The following is a 16,644-nucleotide window of genomic DNA, read 5'->3' on the forward strand; positions in this document are numbered from 1 at the left end:
ACGCTCGCGCCGGGCTTTCCCCGCGAAGGCGCAACGTCCCCGACCGATGCACGACCTCTCCGATCCCGTCACTCTCCCGGCCGGCACCGTCCTGTTCGAGGAGGGGGCGATCGGGCACTGCGCCTACCTGATCCTGAGCGGGCGCATCGCGATCTTCCGGCGGCGCGACGGCGGTGAGGCCGTGCTCGCCCGGCGCGGCCCCGGCGAGATCTTCGGCGAGATGGCCATCCTCGACGCCCTCCCGCGCTCCGCCGGCGCGCGCGCCGAGGCGGATAGCGTGCTCGTCCCGGTGGACGCGGCGCAGATCCGCCAGCGGCTCGCCGGCGCCGATCCGATCCTGCGCCTCTGCCTCGAGGGGCTCATCGCCCGGTTCCGCGAGACCCTGCCCCGCCTCGGGCCGGCTTCCGCCGAGGGGCTTCAGGCGCCGCCGTCGCCCTCCGCCCGCGCCGATTTCGACGCGACGGTCGCGTCGCTCGCGCAGGAGCGCGCCCTGCGGCGCGCCCTGGCCCGGGACCAGTTCGCGCTGTTCCTGCAGCCGATCGTGCGGCTCGCCACCGGGCGCCTCGCCGGCTTCGAGGCCCTGATCCGCTGGCACGATCCCGAGCGCGGGCTCGTGCCCCCCGCCGCCTTCATTCCGGCCGCCGAGGCGAACGGCCTGATCCTGGCGATCACCGCCTGGGTGATCGACGCGATCGGCCGGATCGTGCCCCGCATCCTGCAGGCCGGCCTGCGCGCGCCCGCCTCCGTCGAGCCCTCCCTGTTCGTGAGCTTCAACGTCACGGCCCAGGATCTCGCCCGCGCGGACATACCGGGCCTCGTCGACGCGATGCTGCGCCGGACCAGCCTCGCGCCCGGCGCCCTCAAGATCGAGGTCACCGAGAGCGCGCTGATGCAGGATCCGGCCGGGGCCGCGGCCGCCCTCGCGCGCTGTCGCGCCGCCGGCCTCGGCATCGCGGTGGACGATTTCGGCACCGGCTACTCCTCGCTCAGCCATCTCAGCACCCTGCCGATCACCACGCTCAAGGTGGACCGGGCCTTCGTCCGGGCGATGCTGGCGGAGCCGCGCGATCGCCGGATCGTCCAGACCATCCTGCGGCTCGCCGAGGAGATCGGGGTGACGGCGGTCGCGGAGGGCATCGAGGGCCGCGCCGAGGCGGAGGCCCTCGCGGCGATGGGCTGCGCCCTGGGCCAGGGCTACCATTTCGGCCGCCCGATGCCGGAGGCCGACGCCCTCGCGGCGGCGGCGGCCTGGAACGCCGAGGCGTGGCGTGTCGGGCTCTCCGGGGAGGCTGATCCGGGGCGGCACGGGTTCCACGTCCGGGCCTGACGGATTCCCGGGCCCGGCGCGGTCTTTCGCCACCCCCGCGAGCGTGGTTTCGATGCACCGGGCGGGCGGGAAGCGCGCGGCTCCGGGCGGAAACGCTTGCATCCGGTGCGTGTTTTCGGACCATGCGTCTTCGGGTCTCGGAGGCGGGCTTTGGGCGGAGACGAGCGGGACGGGCAGATGGCCGAAGGGGCTGCGGGGGCATCCGCGCATCCGGCGCCCTGGGAATTCGTGCTGCCGGAGGAGACGGCCACCGAGGATCTCGGCCTGTTCCTCTCCGAGTTCCTGATGCCCGGGGACGTCGTGGCTCTGTCCGGCGGCCTGGGTGGTGGCAAGACCACGCTCGCCCGCGCGGTCATCCGCGAACTCGCCGGCGACCCGCGCCTGGAGGTGCCGAGCCCGACCTTCACGCTGATCCAGCCCTACGCGGCCCGCGACGGCCGGCCGATCGTCCACGCCGACCTGTACCGGCTGCGCGACTCCGACGAGTTGGTGGAACTCGGCTTCGACGAGATGGCCGAGGGCGCGATCACCCTGGTGGAGTGGCCCGACCGGATGCCGCCCCGCGCCGGCCCGGTGCTGACCGTGGACCTGTCCCTGCGGGCGGAGTTCGGCCCCGAGGCGCGGCTCGCGCGGATCGACGGCACCGGCGGCATGCGCGCCCGCCTCGACCGGGCCCGCGCGGTGCGCCGCCTCCTCGACCGCAGCGGCTGGGACATCGCCGAGCGGACCTTGATGCAGGGGGACGCCTCCTCCCGCGCCTACGAGCGCCTGACCAAGCCCGACGGCACCAGCGCCGTGCTGATGATCGCGCCGCCGCGACCCGACGGGCCGCCGGTGCGGGACGGCAAGCCCTACAGCGCGATCGTGCACCTCGCCGAGAGCGTCCACGCCTTCGTGGCCCTCGACCGCGGCCTGCGGGCACTCGGCTTCTCGGCCCCGAAGATCTACGGCGAGGACCTGACCGAGGGCCTGCTCATCCTGGAGGATCTCGGCAGCGAGCCGGTGATCGAGGGGGGCGCCCCGCGGCCCGAGCGCTACGCCGAGGCCGTGCGCGTGCTGGCCAAGCTCCACGCCAACCCGCTGCCCCCGGTCCTGCCCGTGGCGGAGGGGATCGAGCACAGGCTGCCGCCCTACGACATGGAGGCGCTGCTGTTCGAGGCGGAGCTGATGCCCGAATGGTACGCCCCGGCGATCCGGAACGTCAGCCTGTCGGCGGAGGCGCGGGCGGCCTTCGTCGACCTGTGGCGGGGGGCGCTCCAGGGCGCGATCCCGGACCGGCCGACCTGGACCCTGCGCGACTACCATTCCCCGAACCTGATCTGGCTGCCCGAGCGCGACGGGCTGGAGCGGGTCGGTCTGATCGATTTCCAGGACGCCGTCATGGGCCACCCGGCCTACGACGTCGCCTCGCTGCTGCAGGATGCCCGGGTCGATTCCAGCGCGGAGTTCGAGCTGCGGCTCCTCGGCCTCTATGCCCGCGAGCGCCGCGGCCGGGACCCGACCTTCGACGTCGGCGCCTTCGCCACCGCCTACGCGCTGCTGGCGGCCCAGCGGGCCACCAAGATCCTCGGCATCTTCGCGCGCCTCGACCGGCGCGACGGCAAGCCCGGCTACCTCGCCCACCTGCCGCGGATCGAGGGCTACCTCGCCCGCAACCTCGCCCATCCGGCGCTCGCCGGTCTGCGGGCCTGGCACGCGGACCATCTGCCGGGCCTCGTCGCCCCGGCGCCCGACCCCTGACCACCGGATTCCCGACCGCATGAGCGATCCCAGCCCCGCCGTCAGCCGCGCCTTCGTCCTGGCCGCGGGCCTGGGCAAGCGCATGCGGCCGGTGACCGCCACCGTGCCGAAACCCCTGGTGGAGGTGTCCGGCAAGGCCCTGCTCGACCACGCCCTCGACCGGGTCGCCGAGGCCGGGATCGGGAGCGCAATCGTCAACGTCCACTACCTCGCCGACCTGATCGAGGGGCACCTCGTGCGCCGGGCCGAGGGGGCGGCCCCGGGACCGGCCACGACCGTCTCCGACGAGCGCGCGGCGCTGCTGGAGACGGGCGGCGGCATCCGCAAGGCGCTGCCGCTCCTGGGCGACGCGCCGTTCGTGGTGCTGAACTCGGATTCGTTCTGGCTCGAGGGGCCGGCCTCCAACCTGCGCCGGCTGATCGAGACCTGGGACGGGGACCGCATGGACGGCCTGCTGCTGGTAGCACCGACCGCCACCAGCCTCGGCTACGAGGGCGCCGGGGATTTCGTGATGGATCCGGACGGCCGCCTAGAGCGCCGCGGCGAGCGCGCGGTGGCGCCGTTCATCTACGCGGGGGTGGCGATCCTCACGCCGGGCCTCTTCGCCGACACGCCGGAGGGCGCGTTCTCGCTCAACCTGCTGTTCGACCGGGCGATCGCGGCGGGGCGGCTGTTCGGGATGCGGCTCGACGGCCAGTGGCTGCATGTCGGTACGCCGGAGGCGATCCGGGCCGCGGAGGAGCGCGTCCGCGCGAGCGCCCGGGCCCCGTAGAGAGCCGGATCCGGGGCACGATGCGCGGAGCGCGAAGTCCTTGTCCGAAGTGTCTTGCCAAGCCGGATCTGAGCCTCTAGAAGCCCCTTCACACCGGCGGGCCGAGAGCCCGCCGCCGTGTCAGGCGCCCGTAGCTCAGCTGGATAGAGCACCAGACTACGAATCTGGGGGTCAGAGGTTCGAATCCTTTCGGGCGCGCCATTCAAACCACGTGCTTAGCGGATGCCGGGGCAATGCCCCTTCCCGCTGACGACTATCGGACGACCAACCCACGAAGTCTCTGAACTCGCGACGAGAGCGTGTTTGGTCCCGGCTTTTGGTGGAGCGGGTCGAGCCTGAAGTGCTCTGATTCTGCGGCCCAGGCTTTGCTGATAGCCTCGTAGCTCGACCGACAGCACGGTCGAATGCCGCTCCTTCGGTCCAGTACGCTGATCGAGGACGGACGTGCGCGTCTTCCACTTCGCCACGGCTTTCAGGTTGATGCCGTAGCGCTCGGCCAGCGTTCGATCAGGCGCAGCTTCAGCACGACCTGCTCCCCGCTCGTCTTCTGACCGCGCCGCATGTCCGACGCCTTCGGTCCTGGCTGATCCTCTCAATCAGCCCGGTCCAAAGCCAGCCGGTCAGGTCAGATTCGGAGCGACGCGCTTGGTGTGCCGTCCGCGATGAGAACAGGTCGCGGGCGCGAGCCTCGCCGCCCTCACGGATTCATCGGCGCGGCGTCCGAGGCTACGCGTACACGCGAAAGTAATCGACGCGCATATGGGTGAGCTTCTGCGCCTCGGTCAGTTGAGGGGCCGGGACATCCGTCCGCAACGCCAATGTGAGGAGCGGCCAGAAGACGTCGCCGGCTTGTTCCATCTCCGACGCGCGGGTGAGTGTCCAAATATTGAGCTGGTTCGTCTTAGGATTGATGATTGGCTTGCGATCGAAATAAGGAATGCATTGACCGTCCTGGATCAGCACGCCGTACCGGCAGTACTGTTCGGTCATGTCGACGGGCGTGGGAACGCCGGTGCCTTCGTTGTGCTCGCCGGGCTGCCCCCATTCGTGCAGGTACGCGCCGTAGAGCTTCGGCTCGAAACCCTTATGCTCGACGATATCGACCTCTATGCTCCGTTTGGCATTGGTGATGCCATCCCGGTTGAGAAGCCAGAACGCCGGCCACGTGAGCGGATGCCGCGGAAATCTCATCCGCGCTTCGAGATAGCCTTGGCGCCAGCCGACCGATACGACACCGCTGCGGCTGCCGGTCTGCAAATTTCCGGAAATCCACTGATAGTCGGATGTGTTGTTTCCATAGTAATTCACGACGCTCATCTTGCGTCCGATGTATTTCGCGGAAATCTGGAGGGCCGTGCCGCCCGTGGCCTCCGCATCCGCGACGATCTCGTAGGGTTTGAAGCCTTCCGCCCCGGCAAGGGGAGCGAAGGCGGAACGGCCGTAGAAACCGGACGGCCCTGTCGTGGCCTTCGGTCCGCCATTCCAGATCCGTCCGTTGATCTCCGCGAAGGGCTCATCGAAGACGAGCGTGCGGCCCTGCGTCGGATCCACGGAGGCGTCGATCGCCGCGCTCGAGCCGCTGGTCGGCAGCAGGGATGCGGCCGCGCAGATCGGTAGATCCCGGAAGCACGATTTCAGCAGATCGCGGCGTACCCAGCGAGGTTTCGTCATGGCTCAGGCTCCGAGTTCCGGCGTGGCAAGTGAGAGAACTTCGCGGCACGAACCTCCCTTTCGCGGCGACGCCATGATCTGGGACGTGCCGGTGCCCGGCGGCGCGCCGCTGTGGTGAGGCTGACGGCTTTCAGGACCGGTTTCGCTCCCGTGTTTCCGCTCGCAGGATGTCCAGCGCCATGGCGCGGGCCCTGGCCATTCCGTAGCGGTGTCGATACCCGGCCTGCCGCAGACGATCGTTGGGGAACCGCATCCTCCAGAGAGGATTGCGCAAGGGCAGCGTCCGGTTGCGCAGGAAATCGTGGAGCCAGTCGACGAGGGCCGGCATCGGGATGACCCGGAAGCGGGGATCGCGGCTTATCGCGAACGCCCGCCGCATGAAGTCGCCGATCCGCGCATCGCGCGCCTCGTGATCGGAGAGATTGAAGACCTGGACCTCGCCCGCCGGCCAAGCCCCGGTCAGGGACCGCGTCATCGTCCAGATCGCCGCGTCCGTGACGTCCCGGACGTAGACGTGATGGGAGGGCCGATGCGCTGCGAAGAGGCGCTTCGAGAGGCTCCAGTCGCGCAAGCCGATGAGATTATGGAGATCGACGACCACCGTCGGGCGCAGGATCACGTAGGGAAGGGTCGAGGCGATCCGCCTGATGGCCTCTTCGCCGGCGAGCTTCGTTCGACCGTAGGCGCGAACGTAGTCCAGGGCCCAGTATTCGGATTTGACGTCGACGCTGCTGGTGAGAACCGGCGCCGTCTCCGTCATGGTGCGCGCGCGGCCGCTGCCATACACGGAGACGGTGCTCATGTAGCAGAAGGCCCGGACGCCGTCCCGCTCGGCGGCTTCGGCCAGTCGCCGCGTCGCCTCGACATTGATGGCCTGCATCCGATCCTGCTTCCCGAGCTCGGCGGCGAGATGCATGACGGCCGCGCAGCCGTGGACGAGGCCGGCGTAATCCTGATCCGCCGTGAAGTCGAAGGTCCGCCACTCGACCCGACCCGTGCGCGGCTGCGCCTCGGTCAGGGGCTGGGACGTGACGGCCCTGACCGCGTAGCCGCGTTCCTGCAGGTCCTCCACCAGGATGCGGCCGATCCGCCCCGTCGCCCCCGTCACGAGGACGCGGAGATCGCCCGGGACGGGCGGAGACGTTCGGAGGTCGGAGACCACGGTGTCGCGCTGCTCCCGGACCTTCAGCAGGTCGGCGAGGCGGATCGCCAGAGCGACGATCATCTGCGTGGGATTGCAGTGGCCTCCTGTCGGGAACACCGAACTTCCCGTGACGAACAGGCCGTCGATCCCGTGAACCTGGCCGCGCGCATCGACGACGCCCCTGGTGGCATCGTCGGACATGCGGGTGGTGCCGGTCGGGTGGGCGACATCGACGAAGCTGAGCGGGATCGGCGCCTCTTCGCGCACCCAGTCTGCCAGCTCGGGCACGGGCAGGCCCAGGCGGGCGAACTCGGAGACGACGAGCCGCGCCGTCTCGCGCATCGTGCGGCCTTCATCTTCGTGACTGCGCCAGTCGATCAGGGGCAGCCGGCTGCCCAGGTGATCCCGCTGATCGGAGAGCATGACCCGGCTCTCGGGATCCGGCCGCTGCTCGACCATGCATTCGAGGCTCAGCTCGGACAGCTTCCGCGGAAAGCCGTTGCGCGCGATGAAATGGTCCCGGCAGCCGCGCAGGAGCAGCGGCAGGTTCGACGTCAGCGTCAGGATGTCCTTCGCCCGCGGCTTGCCGACCAGAATCCTCCGGATCGCGTCGCCCGGGTCGTCGGGGGCGAGCGTCTCCCCGAGCCAGACCGCGCTGTTCAGGAGCTGACGGCTTCGCTGGACGTCCGGGCTCAGGCGGAGCCCGCCTCGGAACAGCCGATCCTCGATGGTGTAGCGGCCGAACCGCCGCTGCAGCGCGCGCGATCGGTGAGGGTCGAAATGCGCGACCGGCCCGCGCAGGTGATCCATCAGGTAGCGACCCACGCGGTCGAACCTGTTGCCGAGGCCGCCCGGGACCTGATGATCGGAGGCGAGGAGGAGCCGCGCATTCTCGATCCCGCCGGCACACAGGACGACATGGCGGGCCAGCAGCTTGACGATCGCGCCGTCGGGCGCCGCGACTTGGACGCCCTGTACCCTGTCGCCCGTCCCGTTCACGTCGATCGCGACGACGGTCGCGCCGCTGATCAACGTGACGTTCGGGCCCAACTTCTCGTCCAGTTTCCGCCCGAAGCGCGTGTACTCGAACGGATAGGATTCCGCGTCGTCGCGGCTGAACTGCCAGAAGAAGGGCAGGAGCATCCGAGGATCCGGCTCGGACCAGGCCGGCTGCGAACCGAACAGGTCCCAGAAGCGCGCGTCGCTGAAATGGTTGCCGTAGGCGAGCCCGAGATACTTGGCCGTCCGCTCGAGATAAGGATCGAGTGCGTCGCGCTGGAACGGCCACCCACTCTCCGGGACCCAGGCACGCTGCTCGAAGTCGATCGTGTCGAAAGGGGCGCACCGGCCGCCCCACGTGTGCGAGCTACCACCCACGATCCGGTTCCGGACGGCCCACTGGGTCGCGCGCGGCCGGCCGACATTCACGATGGCGTCCAGCGCGTCCGCGCTCTCCATCCGGTCGAGGCCGCCGCTCTCCAGCAGCACGACCCTCAGGCCGCCGCCGGACAGCTCGCGCGCCAAGGTGCTCCCGGCCGGGCCTGTCCCGACAATGCAGACATCGCAAGCCGCATCCAGAAGACCCTCGATTTCACGTGCGGCACGCAGTTGGATCACGGTGGGCGGCTCCCGGGCTCATTCCATCGAGACTACCGTCGCGCACTTATTGCTGAAGCGCGGACGTGGACGATCGACGCATTGAGGAGGCATGAATATGCTCAGTGTCCACTTGCCATGACGCCGGATCGTCAGTGATTCTTCGGGCACGACGCGGATATGGACCAGCGATAGATCCGTCGACGAGCGGGCGCGACGGTTGCGCGCGGTCGTGAGGACGGCGATCCATGACGCTCCGCGGCGCGGTCCGGACGTTGTCGGCCGGTGGTGCGGCTCTCCCGTGCGGCGCGCGCCTATCGCCCCGTACCGGCCGGCCGGCGCATCGCGGCTGCGAACCCTGACGCGCTCGGCGGGCCGCCGCGTCGATGCTGCTTCCGCGGCGCGCGCGACGACTTAGAGCCGTGCCCGATCGCGTTGCAATCGGGCACGGCTCTAGACCTTTGTCTTGACGCGCTCTCTTACGCCGAACCGGTATCCACTTCGGCGGAGAGCGCTCTAGGGTCGAGGTGGAGGATGGGCCGGGCCGCTGCGCGACCGGGGGCTGGCCGAGGTTCAGCATGCCGATTGCCGGATCGCGTCGGCGTGAATGTGCACGATCCTCTCGGCACTGTACTGGTCGATGTGATGCTTCCTGAATTCCGAAAACGATCTCTCCAGGATTATATTGTCACAGTAATACTCCATGGATTCTATGAGCGCCTCCTCGTCGTCGGGTGGGATCAGGCGCCCGAGACGTCGGTCGACCAGGATGTCGCTGGGGCCGAATTCGCAGTCGGTGGATATGACGGGCAGTCCGCACCGGAGGGCTTCGCAGATCGCCAGCGACCAGCCCTCCCATCGAGACGTCGCGACGAAGACATCACTCGCGAAGAGCGCCCGTTGCGGGTTGTCCGGGTAGTGGACGAGCCGGACGACCTCGGACAGGCCGAGCGCCTGAATCTGGTCCGCCAGCGCCGCTTTGTCGGATCCGTGGCCGACCAAGTTGAGCCGCACGTTCCTGCGCCGCTCGTACAATCGCGCGAACGCGCGCACCAGAAGGTCCTGACCCTTCTGGAAGGCGTAGCGTCCGACATTCACGAAGGTGATGACGGCGGGGTCGGGCCGGATGTCGGCGTCCGACGCATCGAAGTGCCTGACCGGGTTGGGAACCCAGTACATTGGCCGTCTGCAGTTGAAATCGGCCTCGAACGCCCGGAGCTGCCGCGGCGACGTGCCGAAAACGGAAGCGATCCGCGGGAGGATGTAATGCTTCAGGAGGAAGAACTTGACCTTCGATTTCAGGCTGGCGGATTCGCGCCGCGGGTTGCCGTGCAGGTGCATCGTGATCCGCTGCGGGATGCCCAACCGGGCGAGCCAGAAGATGACGGTCGGCTCGATCTGCGGGACGATGACCAGATCGTAGCGGCCTCCTTTGCTGACATCCCTGAAGATCCGCAGGAGGTGCAGGCGCGATGTGACCGGCCGGAAGACGCTTCTGTAAGGCCGCGGTTCCGCCGGGTAGTTCGCGTGCTGCGTGACTCGCAGCACGTCGACGGCGAACTCGGTGCCGCACTTCTGCGCGAGTTCCCCGCCGATCGTGTCGACCACTCGCTCGATGCCGGCGAAGACGGAAGACCCCGGCTGTAGATAGAGGATCTGGACCTTCTCACGATCTCCGGCCGCCATCCCAACCAACTCCTTCCGTTCGAAGCTCCGGCGATCCGGGCGCGGGCCCGTCGACGATGCCGGAGTCCGACTCACGCGCGATTGAGGACGGCGCCGATCACGTTCGCGCCGGCACCGATCAGGCCGTTCACCGCGTCCGACAGCTCGTCGACGGTCGTCCGCCCGGCCTCGGCGACGATCACCACGACATCCGCTCGACGGGCCGCGACCCGGGACTCGGCCGAGACGGAGAGCGGCGGCAGGTCGAGGATGACGTAGCCCCCCCGGCGCATCTGGTCGATGACGCTCTGGAAGACCGAGGAGCTGAGGGAGATGCCGGTGCCGACCGCCGTGTACGGCGACCGCGACGGCAGGACCGAGACGCCCCCGAAATCCACGAACTTGGCGAGGGCCAGATGGCTCGGATTGATGATCAGGTCGGCGAGACTCGCGCCGACCCCGGCCTTGGAGTCCGGGGTCAGGAAGAAGGTTCCGGCGCCGTGGATATTCGTGTCGATCAGCCGGGCGGTCCGGCCACCTTCCTGCAGCAGGCGCGCCAAGCTCAGGCCGATCAGGGTCGTGCCGGTGCGCGGGGTGCAGCCGACCAGGGCGATGACACAGTCGGAATCGTGGCCGCGCGCGGAGAGGGCCAGCTGGATCGACGTCCGAAGGTCGCGGACGCCCGTGGAGAATCTGACGTTGAGGAACCACGGCGCGTTGACGTTGCGCAGATCCACGGTCTCGCGGCGCCCCTCGGCCGTCTTGCGCAGGACCTCGGGCATCACGGCGAGGCAGGGGATGCCGGCCCTCTGGACGAGATCCTGCGGCGTCCGGATCCGGCGGTCGAAGGCCTGCAGCAGCGCCACGGCCAGGAAGCCGCCGACGAGGCCGATCATCGCGCCGAGGCCGAGGATCAGGGTCTTCCGCGGGGCCGAGGGTTTGAGGGGCTGCAGCGCCGCGCCGATCACCCGCGCGTCGGCATCGGGCGTCGGCGCGTCCGGCAGCGTGCCCTCGGTGACGGCCGCCGCGGCGGACCGCGCCTGGGAGGCGAGGGCATTGACGCGACCCTGGAGGAACTCGGCACCGTTCTTGGCCGCATCGGCCTTGGCAGCGATGGATTGCAGGAGATAGGCCGAGACGGCCGCGTTCGCGACGCGCCGCGCCAGGTTCGGGTCTCTGGACGTGTACGAGACCTCGACAACGTACGACTGTCCGACCCGCCTGACGGTAAATCGCTCGGCGAAGTTCTCGAACTTCCTCTGCTGCAGGATGGCTGCCGTCGACGGCGGGGCGGTCCGCAGCCCCGACAATTCGGACGCGCCCGGGCCCGGCTCCTTCGGGCTCTCGGCTTCCGGAGGACCGAATTCCGGATTGTTCGCCAGCTGGAGACTGTTGAACACGTTCGCCAGCAGCCGTTCCGAGCGGAGGACCTGGAGCTCACTCTCGGCCCGGCCCACATCGAGGCTCGGCATCAGGGCGCCATCGGAGGAGCCCGAGCCCACCGGGCGCCGCGGCTCGAGCAGCAGCACCGCGGTCGCCGTGTAGAAGGGGGTCGCGGTCACCGTGTAGAGCGCCGCGCAGCCGATGCAGAAGACCACCCATACGGCCACCGCCAGTTTGTGCCGGCGGGCCGCCTTGAGGGCCGCCGAGATGACGGCCAGCGGGCCGTCCTGCACGCCGATGGAGGTCGTCTCCGGAGAATGGGAGACCGATTGGGACTGGTCCGGCGGGATCCGGTTGGTGTTGTGGATGTTCATCTCACACTTTCCGTCGGATCTTCAGGGCCCGCTCGGGCTCCAGCCGTCCCAGGAGCACGTCCGCGGCGCCGCGCAGATTGCCGCGCAGCCGGCCGCGCCGGTCGATGAACGGCTCGGGGGCCGCGAAGCGCGTCACGTTGCTGAGAACGTTGCGGGTAATCTGGCCGAAGACTTGAGACAGGGTCATCGTGCCCTTGCGCAGCATGTATAGCGGGTTGACAATCTGCGAATAGCCGAGCCGATCGCCGGAGATGCGGCCGCCTTTCACGCCCATATGGACGCCGCGGGCCTCCATGCATTTGACGAGCCGGCCGCCTCGGGCCGCCAGGGCCGCGCCGAAATCGCGGTCCTCGAGCCAGCCGTACAGGACGAGCCGCTCGTCGAAGCGCAGCGTGCCGATGGCCGAGCGACGGAACGCCATGTTGCAGCCGTACGGGCTGAAGGCCTCGATGGGCGCCGCCGGCTCGACCGGAGCCAGCGCGGCGAGCATCCGGTCGACCTCGGTGAAGCGCAGTCCGGGCCCCTTGATGCCGTCCGCGACGACGTCGCCCGTCAGGCCGACGATGTCCGGCTCGTCTTCGAAGCGCTGCGCGGCTGCCGCGAGCCAGCCGGCCTCGGGGACGAAGTCATCGTCGAAGAAGACCACGATATCGATCGCCTCGGGCAGCGCGGCGAGGGCGGCATTTCTCTGAGTGGCGAGGCCGGGACGCCCCGTGACCACCGTCACGCCGGGCCACGCGGCCGCCTCGCCGGCATCGTCCGGGGTGACGCAGGAGATCAGGATGGCGGCGGGCTTCAGGGTCTGCCGATCCAGGATCCGCCGCAGCGTGCCGGTCACCACCTCGGGACGGCCCAGCGTCGCGATGGCGACGGCGATGCTGGGCGGGGTTGGCTGTGCCGCGGATCGCGCGGCAGGGCGCGCGGCCTGCCGCACCTTCGGCGCCCGCATGAGATCGAGGTAGCCCTGCGCCGAAGCCTCCCACGAGAAGAGGGCGGCCTGATCGCGACCGCGGCCGATCAGGTCCGATCGCAGGTCCGGGCTCGCGGCCAGGGCGCGGATCTGGTCGAGCCAGCGTTCCGGCCGGTCCGGCGGAGCGAGCAGGGCCGCGGACCCGCAGATCTCCGGCAAACTCGCGCGGTCGGTCGAGACGACGGGGCAGCCGCGTGCCATCGCCTCCAGCGCCGGAAGCCCGAACCCCTCCGTGAGGGAGGGGAAGGCCAGGCACAGGGCGCGCTCCATCAGGTAGGCGAGGTCGTGGTCGGTGACGAAGCCGAGGTGGCGGACATTCTCGCCGCGCCGCAGGTCCTCGGCGGCGTAGATGGTCGCCTGGCCGCCCGCCACCACGAGGTCGAGCCCGAGCTCGCCCAAGGCGGGCGCCAGTTTGAGCAGCAGATCGAGGTTCTTGTGGCGGGCGCGGGACCCGAGGGCCAGCACGAAGGGGCGCTCCAGGCCGTCGGCGTCCCGGTCCAGGGCCGCCGGCGCCCGGACGGCCTGTCGCGGATCCCAGGCGTGCACGTGCTCATGCCCGTTCGGGAGGACGACGATGTCGGAGGCTCTCACCGAGAGATGGTTGGCGATCTGTCCAGCCGAAAAGCTCGAGACGGTGGCGATCCGCGCGGCACGGCGCGCCAGAAGCGGCTGGAGCGTCCTGTAGAAGGTCCGGAACGACGCGCTGTAGCTCTCCGGCGCGTTGAACACGTTCGCGTCGTGGATGCAGACGACCTGATCGGCCTTCAGCGCGGGGGCGGTGTTGCAGAGGTTGAGCAATCGGCCGGGCCAGGCGCGCGGCAGGACGAATTGCTCCCAGACATGCCCACCCGCCGGTCCGACGGTGCGGAGCGGCGTGCCTGCGAGACGGGGATCCTCCGCATCCGGCACGGACAGCAAGGGGGCGCTCTCGCCACGAGCGGTCAGGGCCGCGCTCAGCGCCCGGGTGACGTTCATCGCGTAGCGCTGAACCCCGGTCATCGGCTGGGTGAGGAATCGACCGTTGATTCCGAACGATCCGACTGCCGTCATGCTGTCGCTCTACTCCTGTCGGAGCCCCGATTCGCGGATCGAATACGAGAACAAGAGTGTTCCACCTTTCGCGTGAGCGGCGCGGTCGGACCCGCGATCCCAGGAACCGGGATCGCGCATGACCCCGCGCGTGCGCAGAATTCGCGTACGTAATAGAGGCAAAAATCCGGGACGCTAATTATTTTATAGGCAGCATTCTGATTCTCGACAGGAAAATCCAAGTTCAGTAGCCGAGGCCCGAACGCTGCATTCGACGACACGCAGAGACCTCAGTTCGCGCCAGAGGCCTGCCGGCGCCACAGGGGCGGCTCCGCGCGCGCCTCGGGCGCGGGCTCGCGGCGGCGGACGAGACGGGACGTGGCCTCCCTTCGAAGGGCGCGACCGGCGTAGACGGCCTCGATCACGGGAAGCAGGAACCGGCCGGCCCGCGGGAAGAAGCGGAGAAGCGCGCCCTCGCGCCAGAGACTGTCGCGGATCTGCTGCGCGGGTCGGGCCGGCCGCGGTGTGGCGTACTGCGCGCTCAGCTCGACGCGTCCGAAATCGCGGGATCTGCCGCCGAGACTCAAGGTCGAGACGGTCCGGTCATCCGGCCAGATGATTGCCTTCTTCAGGGCCGCCCACGCCCGCGCCGCGTCGTCCGGGATCGCCGCGACGCTCTCGGAGCGAAAATCGTCGATGTGGGCCAGAACGCCGGTGAAGAGGTCCGGCCGCGTCGATGCGATCCGCGCCTCCCAGCCGTCGTCCTGAAGATTGGCCCGCGGCGGCGATCCCGGGACGGCCTGGGCGAAGGTGCGGACGCTCGGCAGGTCCGGTTCCAGGCAGGCCTCGATCAGGTGCCAGAAGCGCAGCACCGACGTGCGCGCGTCCCAGGGCTTGTACCAGTCGCTCTCGACACTCAGGCCGAACGTGCGGCGGAAATGCGGTGTGGCGAGGCGCTTGTAGTTGCAGCGGGCGAGCTGGAGCCCTGACCACGTCCGCTCCGGCAGGCCCTCCTGAAGCATGCGGACCGTGCTGCCGTAGAGCCCGGTATCGACCAGCACGCAGTGGCGCGCCGGGCCGGCGCAGGCCTCGAGATGCGCGCGGAAACGGGCATCCTGTTGGGCGACCGCGGCGTGAAGGCGGGCCACGCCGGGCTGGTTGCCGGACAGCAGCGCGGTGAAAGCCCCCTCCTCGAAGGGCTCATCCCAGGACGCCGGAAGGGCCAGATCGTCGCGTTGCGCCAGCGCCGCCGCGATCTCCGCCATCGACCGGCCGCTGAACTCCCGACCGAGTTCGGAGAGCATGCCGGGGCTCGGCGGATCGAAGGCGGTGCGGGCGGCCACGAGGCGCGAGACCATCAGGGCCGCGCGCGGGAGGTTCTGTGGCAGGCCGGTTCGCTGGAGGAAGCGCTCGTAGACGAGTTGCAGGCGCAGGCCACCCCGGGCGCAGAACAGGAGGACGGTCCTGTCCGGCGCGAGGAAGCGTTCCGCGAGCCAGAGGCGCAGGCAGAACTCGGCGAGGATTGGGCCCAGCACGCGCTGGCCGAACGCGACCGCGTCGTCGCCCGCGTCGTCGCCCGCGGGGCCGCGTGCGGCGTCGGTCGCGCTCACGGCCCGATCCTCCTGGCCCCGCTGCGGGTGGCACCAATCCAGTGCCGGTGCATCACGCGAGCGCGGACGGCATCGAGGCGGCGACGCAGCACCACGTGGCGCGGCCGGAGCAGTTGTGCCGTCCTCAGGCCCGCGGCGGCGGCCATCGTCACGTCCGCCAGCGTGTCATCGCCGAGGTGGAGGATCTCGGCCGGGGGCACTTTCTCGCTCCGGAGAACGACATCGAAGAGCGCCCGTGTCCGCTTGGTCGCGTCGTGATCGGCACTGGTGTAGATGCGCGCGATGGGATGGTCGGGAGCCAGCGCGTTCAGCAGCTGCGCGATGGTCTCGCCGCGGTGGTACGTATCGCTCACCGCGATGATCCTGCCCCCGGCCTGCGCCCGGCCCCTCAGCCACGTCATCAGCCGGGTGTTCGCGCGCAACTGGGCGCGTTCGACCGTGATCTCGGCCCGATACAGGATATCCGCGGCCCGATCATCGAGTCCGAGGACGCGCGTCATGGCCGCGAGCATGTCGGCGAAGCGCACGTCGCCCGAGGGATTGGCTAAGTCGAGCGCCCGGTAGGCCGCTCGCTGCACCTCCAGGCGCGCGGCGTAGATCGCGCCCGGACGGCGCGCCACGCCGTGCTCCGCCGCGAGCAGCTGCGACGCGACGGCCGCGATCTCGTGGAAGCGGAAGCGCTCGGACCGGTGATCGCGCAGGAGCAGCGTGTCGAAGACGTCGCAGGATACGATACGGGCTGCCGTCTCGGGTAGGTGCATGATGGTTAGATCTCTCCCGATCGATTGCGATCGAACCTGATGCCTGCCCGCCGGGTCGCGTCCAGCGGATCCCTTCTGCAATCACGGTGCCGTGCCGGCACCACACTGCGGGCGATGTCCATACGCCAACGAGTATAGCAACAATCTGTGCCGTCCGACATCAATGAAGGCGTGCTGCCACGGCCATAAGCATTGACGAGGCGGTTGCTCTCCCCCGAAAAGGCGGGTTGATCGGCCCGACCGAGGGGGAATGTCCGGAAAAAGGGGCCTTAACGGAGCTCGGGGGCGCCCAACAAGACCGCCGTTCGGTGTAGGTCCGGGGAGCATGAGGTACGGCTGCCCGCGCTGGGGAGGGCGGGGCGGCGCCGTCGGCCGCGACGGATCGATCGACAGGCTCGACGTGCCTGGATGTCACCTCGATCTCGCGCATCATGCGGGACTCAACACGTCCCCAGAGCTCCGAGTCGGGCCGGAAGGTGACGATCATCGATCGATTCCCGATCACGGAGTGTTGATTTTTGTCTCCGAGCCAACGTGAAGTGCGCAGGGCGTCAGCGATTAAACTACCAATTGGACTTGGATTTTTGCTGCGACTTCAGATG

General features: G+C 69.4%; 10 protein-coding genes, 1 tRNA gene and 1 pseudogene. 4 read left to right on the forward strand and 8 right to left on the reverse strand.

Annotated features, from left to right (window positions below; translation table 11 throughout):
- The first annotated feature begins 46 nt into the window (after positions 1-46).
- From BLW78_RS00400 to BLW78_RS00415, 4 genes are all read left to right on the forward strand, one after another.
- Positions 47-1,327 (forward strand): EAL domain-containing protein, encoded by a 1,281-nt coding sequence (locus BLW78_RS00400; RefSeq protein WP_091675597.1) that lies wholly within the window; start codon positions 47-49, stop codon positions 1,325-1,327.
- A gap of 177 nt (positions 1,328-1,504) precedes the next feature.
- Positions 1,505-3,067: a tRNA (adenosine(37)-N6)-threonylcarbamoyltransferase complex ATPase subunit type 1 TsaE gene (gene tsaE, locus BLW78_RS00405; RefSeq protein ID WP_244526688.1), complete on the forward strand. Its 1,563-nt coding sequence runs from the start codon at positions 1,505-1,507 to the stop codon at positions 3,065-3,067.
- A 19-nt stretch (positions 3,068-3,086) separates the two neighbouring features.
- Positions 3,087-3,839: a nucleotidyltransferase family protein gene (locus BLW78_RS00410; protein ID WP_091675603.1), complete on the forward strand. Its 753-nt coding sequence runs from the start codon at positions 3,087-3,089 to the stop codon at positions 3,837-3,839.
- 124 nt (positions 3,840-3,963) lie between these two features.
- Positions 3,964-4,040: transfer RNA gene (locus BLW78_RS00415), tRNA-Arg, on the forward strand.
- 182 nt (positions 4,041-4,222) lie between these two features.
- Here BLW78_RS00415 and BLW78_RS31665 read toward each other — a convergent pair.
- From BLW78_RS31665 to BLW78_RS00455, 8 genes and pseudogenes are all read right to left on the reverse strand, one after another.
- Positions 4,223-4,342, reverse strand: a pseudogene (locus BLW78_RS31665) (IS481 family transposase); the annotation flags it as partial.
- 223 nt (positions 4,343-4,565) lie between these two features.
- Positions 4,566-5,510 carry a glycoside hydrolase family 16 protein gene (locus BLW78_RS00425; protein ID WP_091675608.1) on the reverse strand — a complete coding sequence of 315 codons (945 nt, stop codon included), beginning with the start codon at positions 5,508-5,510 and terminating at the stop codon, positions 4,566-4,568.
- A gap of 130 nt (positions 5,511-5,640) precedes the next feature.
- Positions 5,641-8,271: an FAD-dependent oxidoreductase gene (locus BLW78_RS00430; protein WP_091675611.1), complete on the reverse strand. Its 2,631-nt coding sequence runs from the start codon at positions 8,269-8,271 to the stop codon at positions 5,641-5,643.
- A 552-nt stretch (positions 8,272-8,823) separates the two neighbouring features.
- Complete coding sequence (locus BLW78_RS00435; RefSeq protein WP_091675613.1) at positions 8,824-9,936, reverse strand: glycosyltransferase; 1,113 nt, start codon at positions 9,934-9,936, stop codon at positions 8,824-8,826.
- Positions 9,937-10,007: 71 nt separating this feature from the next.
- On the reverse strand, positions 10,008-11,672 hold the full coding sequence (locus tag BLW78_RS00440) for a Wzz/FepE/Etk N-terminal domain-containing protein (protein WP_091675615.1): 1,665 nt from the start codon (positions 11,670-11,672) through the stop codon (positions 10,008-10,010).
- Position 11,673: 1 nt separating this feature from the next.
- Positions 11,674-13,692: a glycosyltransferase gene (locus BLW78_RS00445; RefSeq protein ID WP_091675618.1), complete on the reverse strand. Its 2,019-nt coding sequence runs from the start codon at positions 13,690-13,692 to the stop codon at positions 11,674-11,676.
- 269 nt (positions 13,693-13,961) lie between these two features.
- The gene (locus BLW78_RS00450) at positions 13,962-15,281 is read right to left on the reverse strand and encodes a rhodanese-like domain-containing protein (RefSeq protein ID WP_091675620.1); all 1,320 of its coding nucleotides are present in this window, start codon (positions 15,279-15,281) and stop codon (positions 13,962-13,964) included.
- Positions 15,278-16,042: a hydrolase gene (locus BLW78_RS00455; RefSeq protein WP_091675623.1), complete on the reverse strand. Its 765-nt coding sequence runs from the start codon at positions 16,040-16,042 to the stop codon at positions 15,278-15,280. The genes BLW78_RS00450 and BLW78_RS00455 overlap by 4 nt, the downstream gene beginning before the upstream one ends.
- Positions 16,043-16,644 lie beyond the last annotated feature (602 nt).

Source organism: Methylobacterium sp. 275MFSha3.1 (genome assembly GCF_900108435.1).
Lineage (GTDB): Bacteria > Pseudomonadota > Alphaproteobacteria > Rhizobiales > Beijerinckiaceae > Methylobacterium.

Bases quoted from the DNA above. Each gene is read 5' to 3' on its own strand.
- BLW78_RS00400 (WP_091675597.1), top strand. From the start codon at position 47: ATGCACGACCTCTCCGATCCCGTCACTCTCCCGGCCGGCACCGTCCTG.
- tsaE (WP_244526688.1), top strand. From the start codon at position 1,505: ATGGCCGAAGGGGCTGCGGGGGCATCCGCGCATCCGGCGCCCTGGGAA.
- BLW78_RS00410 (WP_091675603.1), top strand. From the start codon at position 3,087: ATGAGCGATCCCAGCCCCGCCGTCAGCCGCGCCTTCGTCCTGGCCGCG.
- BLW78_RS00425 (WP_091675608.1), bottom strand. From the start codon at position 5,510: ATGACGAAACCTCGCTGGGTACGCCGCGATCTGCTGAAATCGTGCTTC.
- BLW78_RS00435 (WP_091675613.1), bottom strand. From the start codon at position 9,936: ATGGCGGCCGGAGATCGTGAGAAGGTCCAGATCCTCTATCTACAGCCG.
- BLW78_RS00440 (WP_091675615.1), bottom strand. From the start codon at position 11,672: ATGAACATCCACAACACCAACCGGATCCCGCCGGACCAGTCCCAATCG.
- BLW78_RS00445 (WP_091675618.1), bottom strand. From the start codon at position 13,692: ATGACGGCAGTCGGATCGTTCGGAATCAACGGTCGATTCCTCACCCAG.
- BLW78_RS00455 (WP_091675623.1), bottom strand. From the start codon at position 16,042: ATGCACCTACCCGAGACGGCAGCCCGTATCGTATCCTGCGACGTCTTC.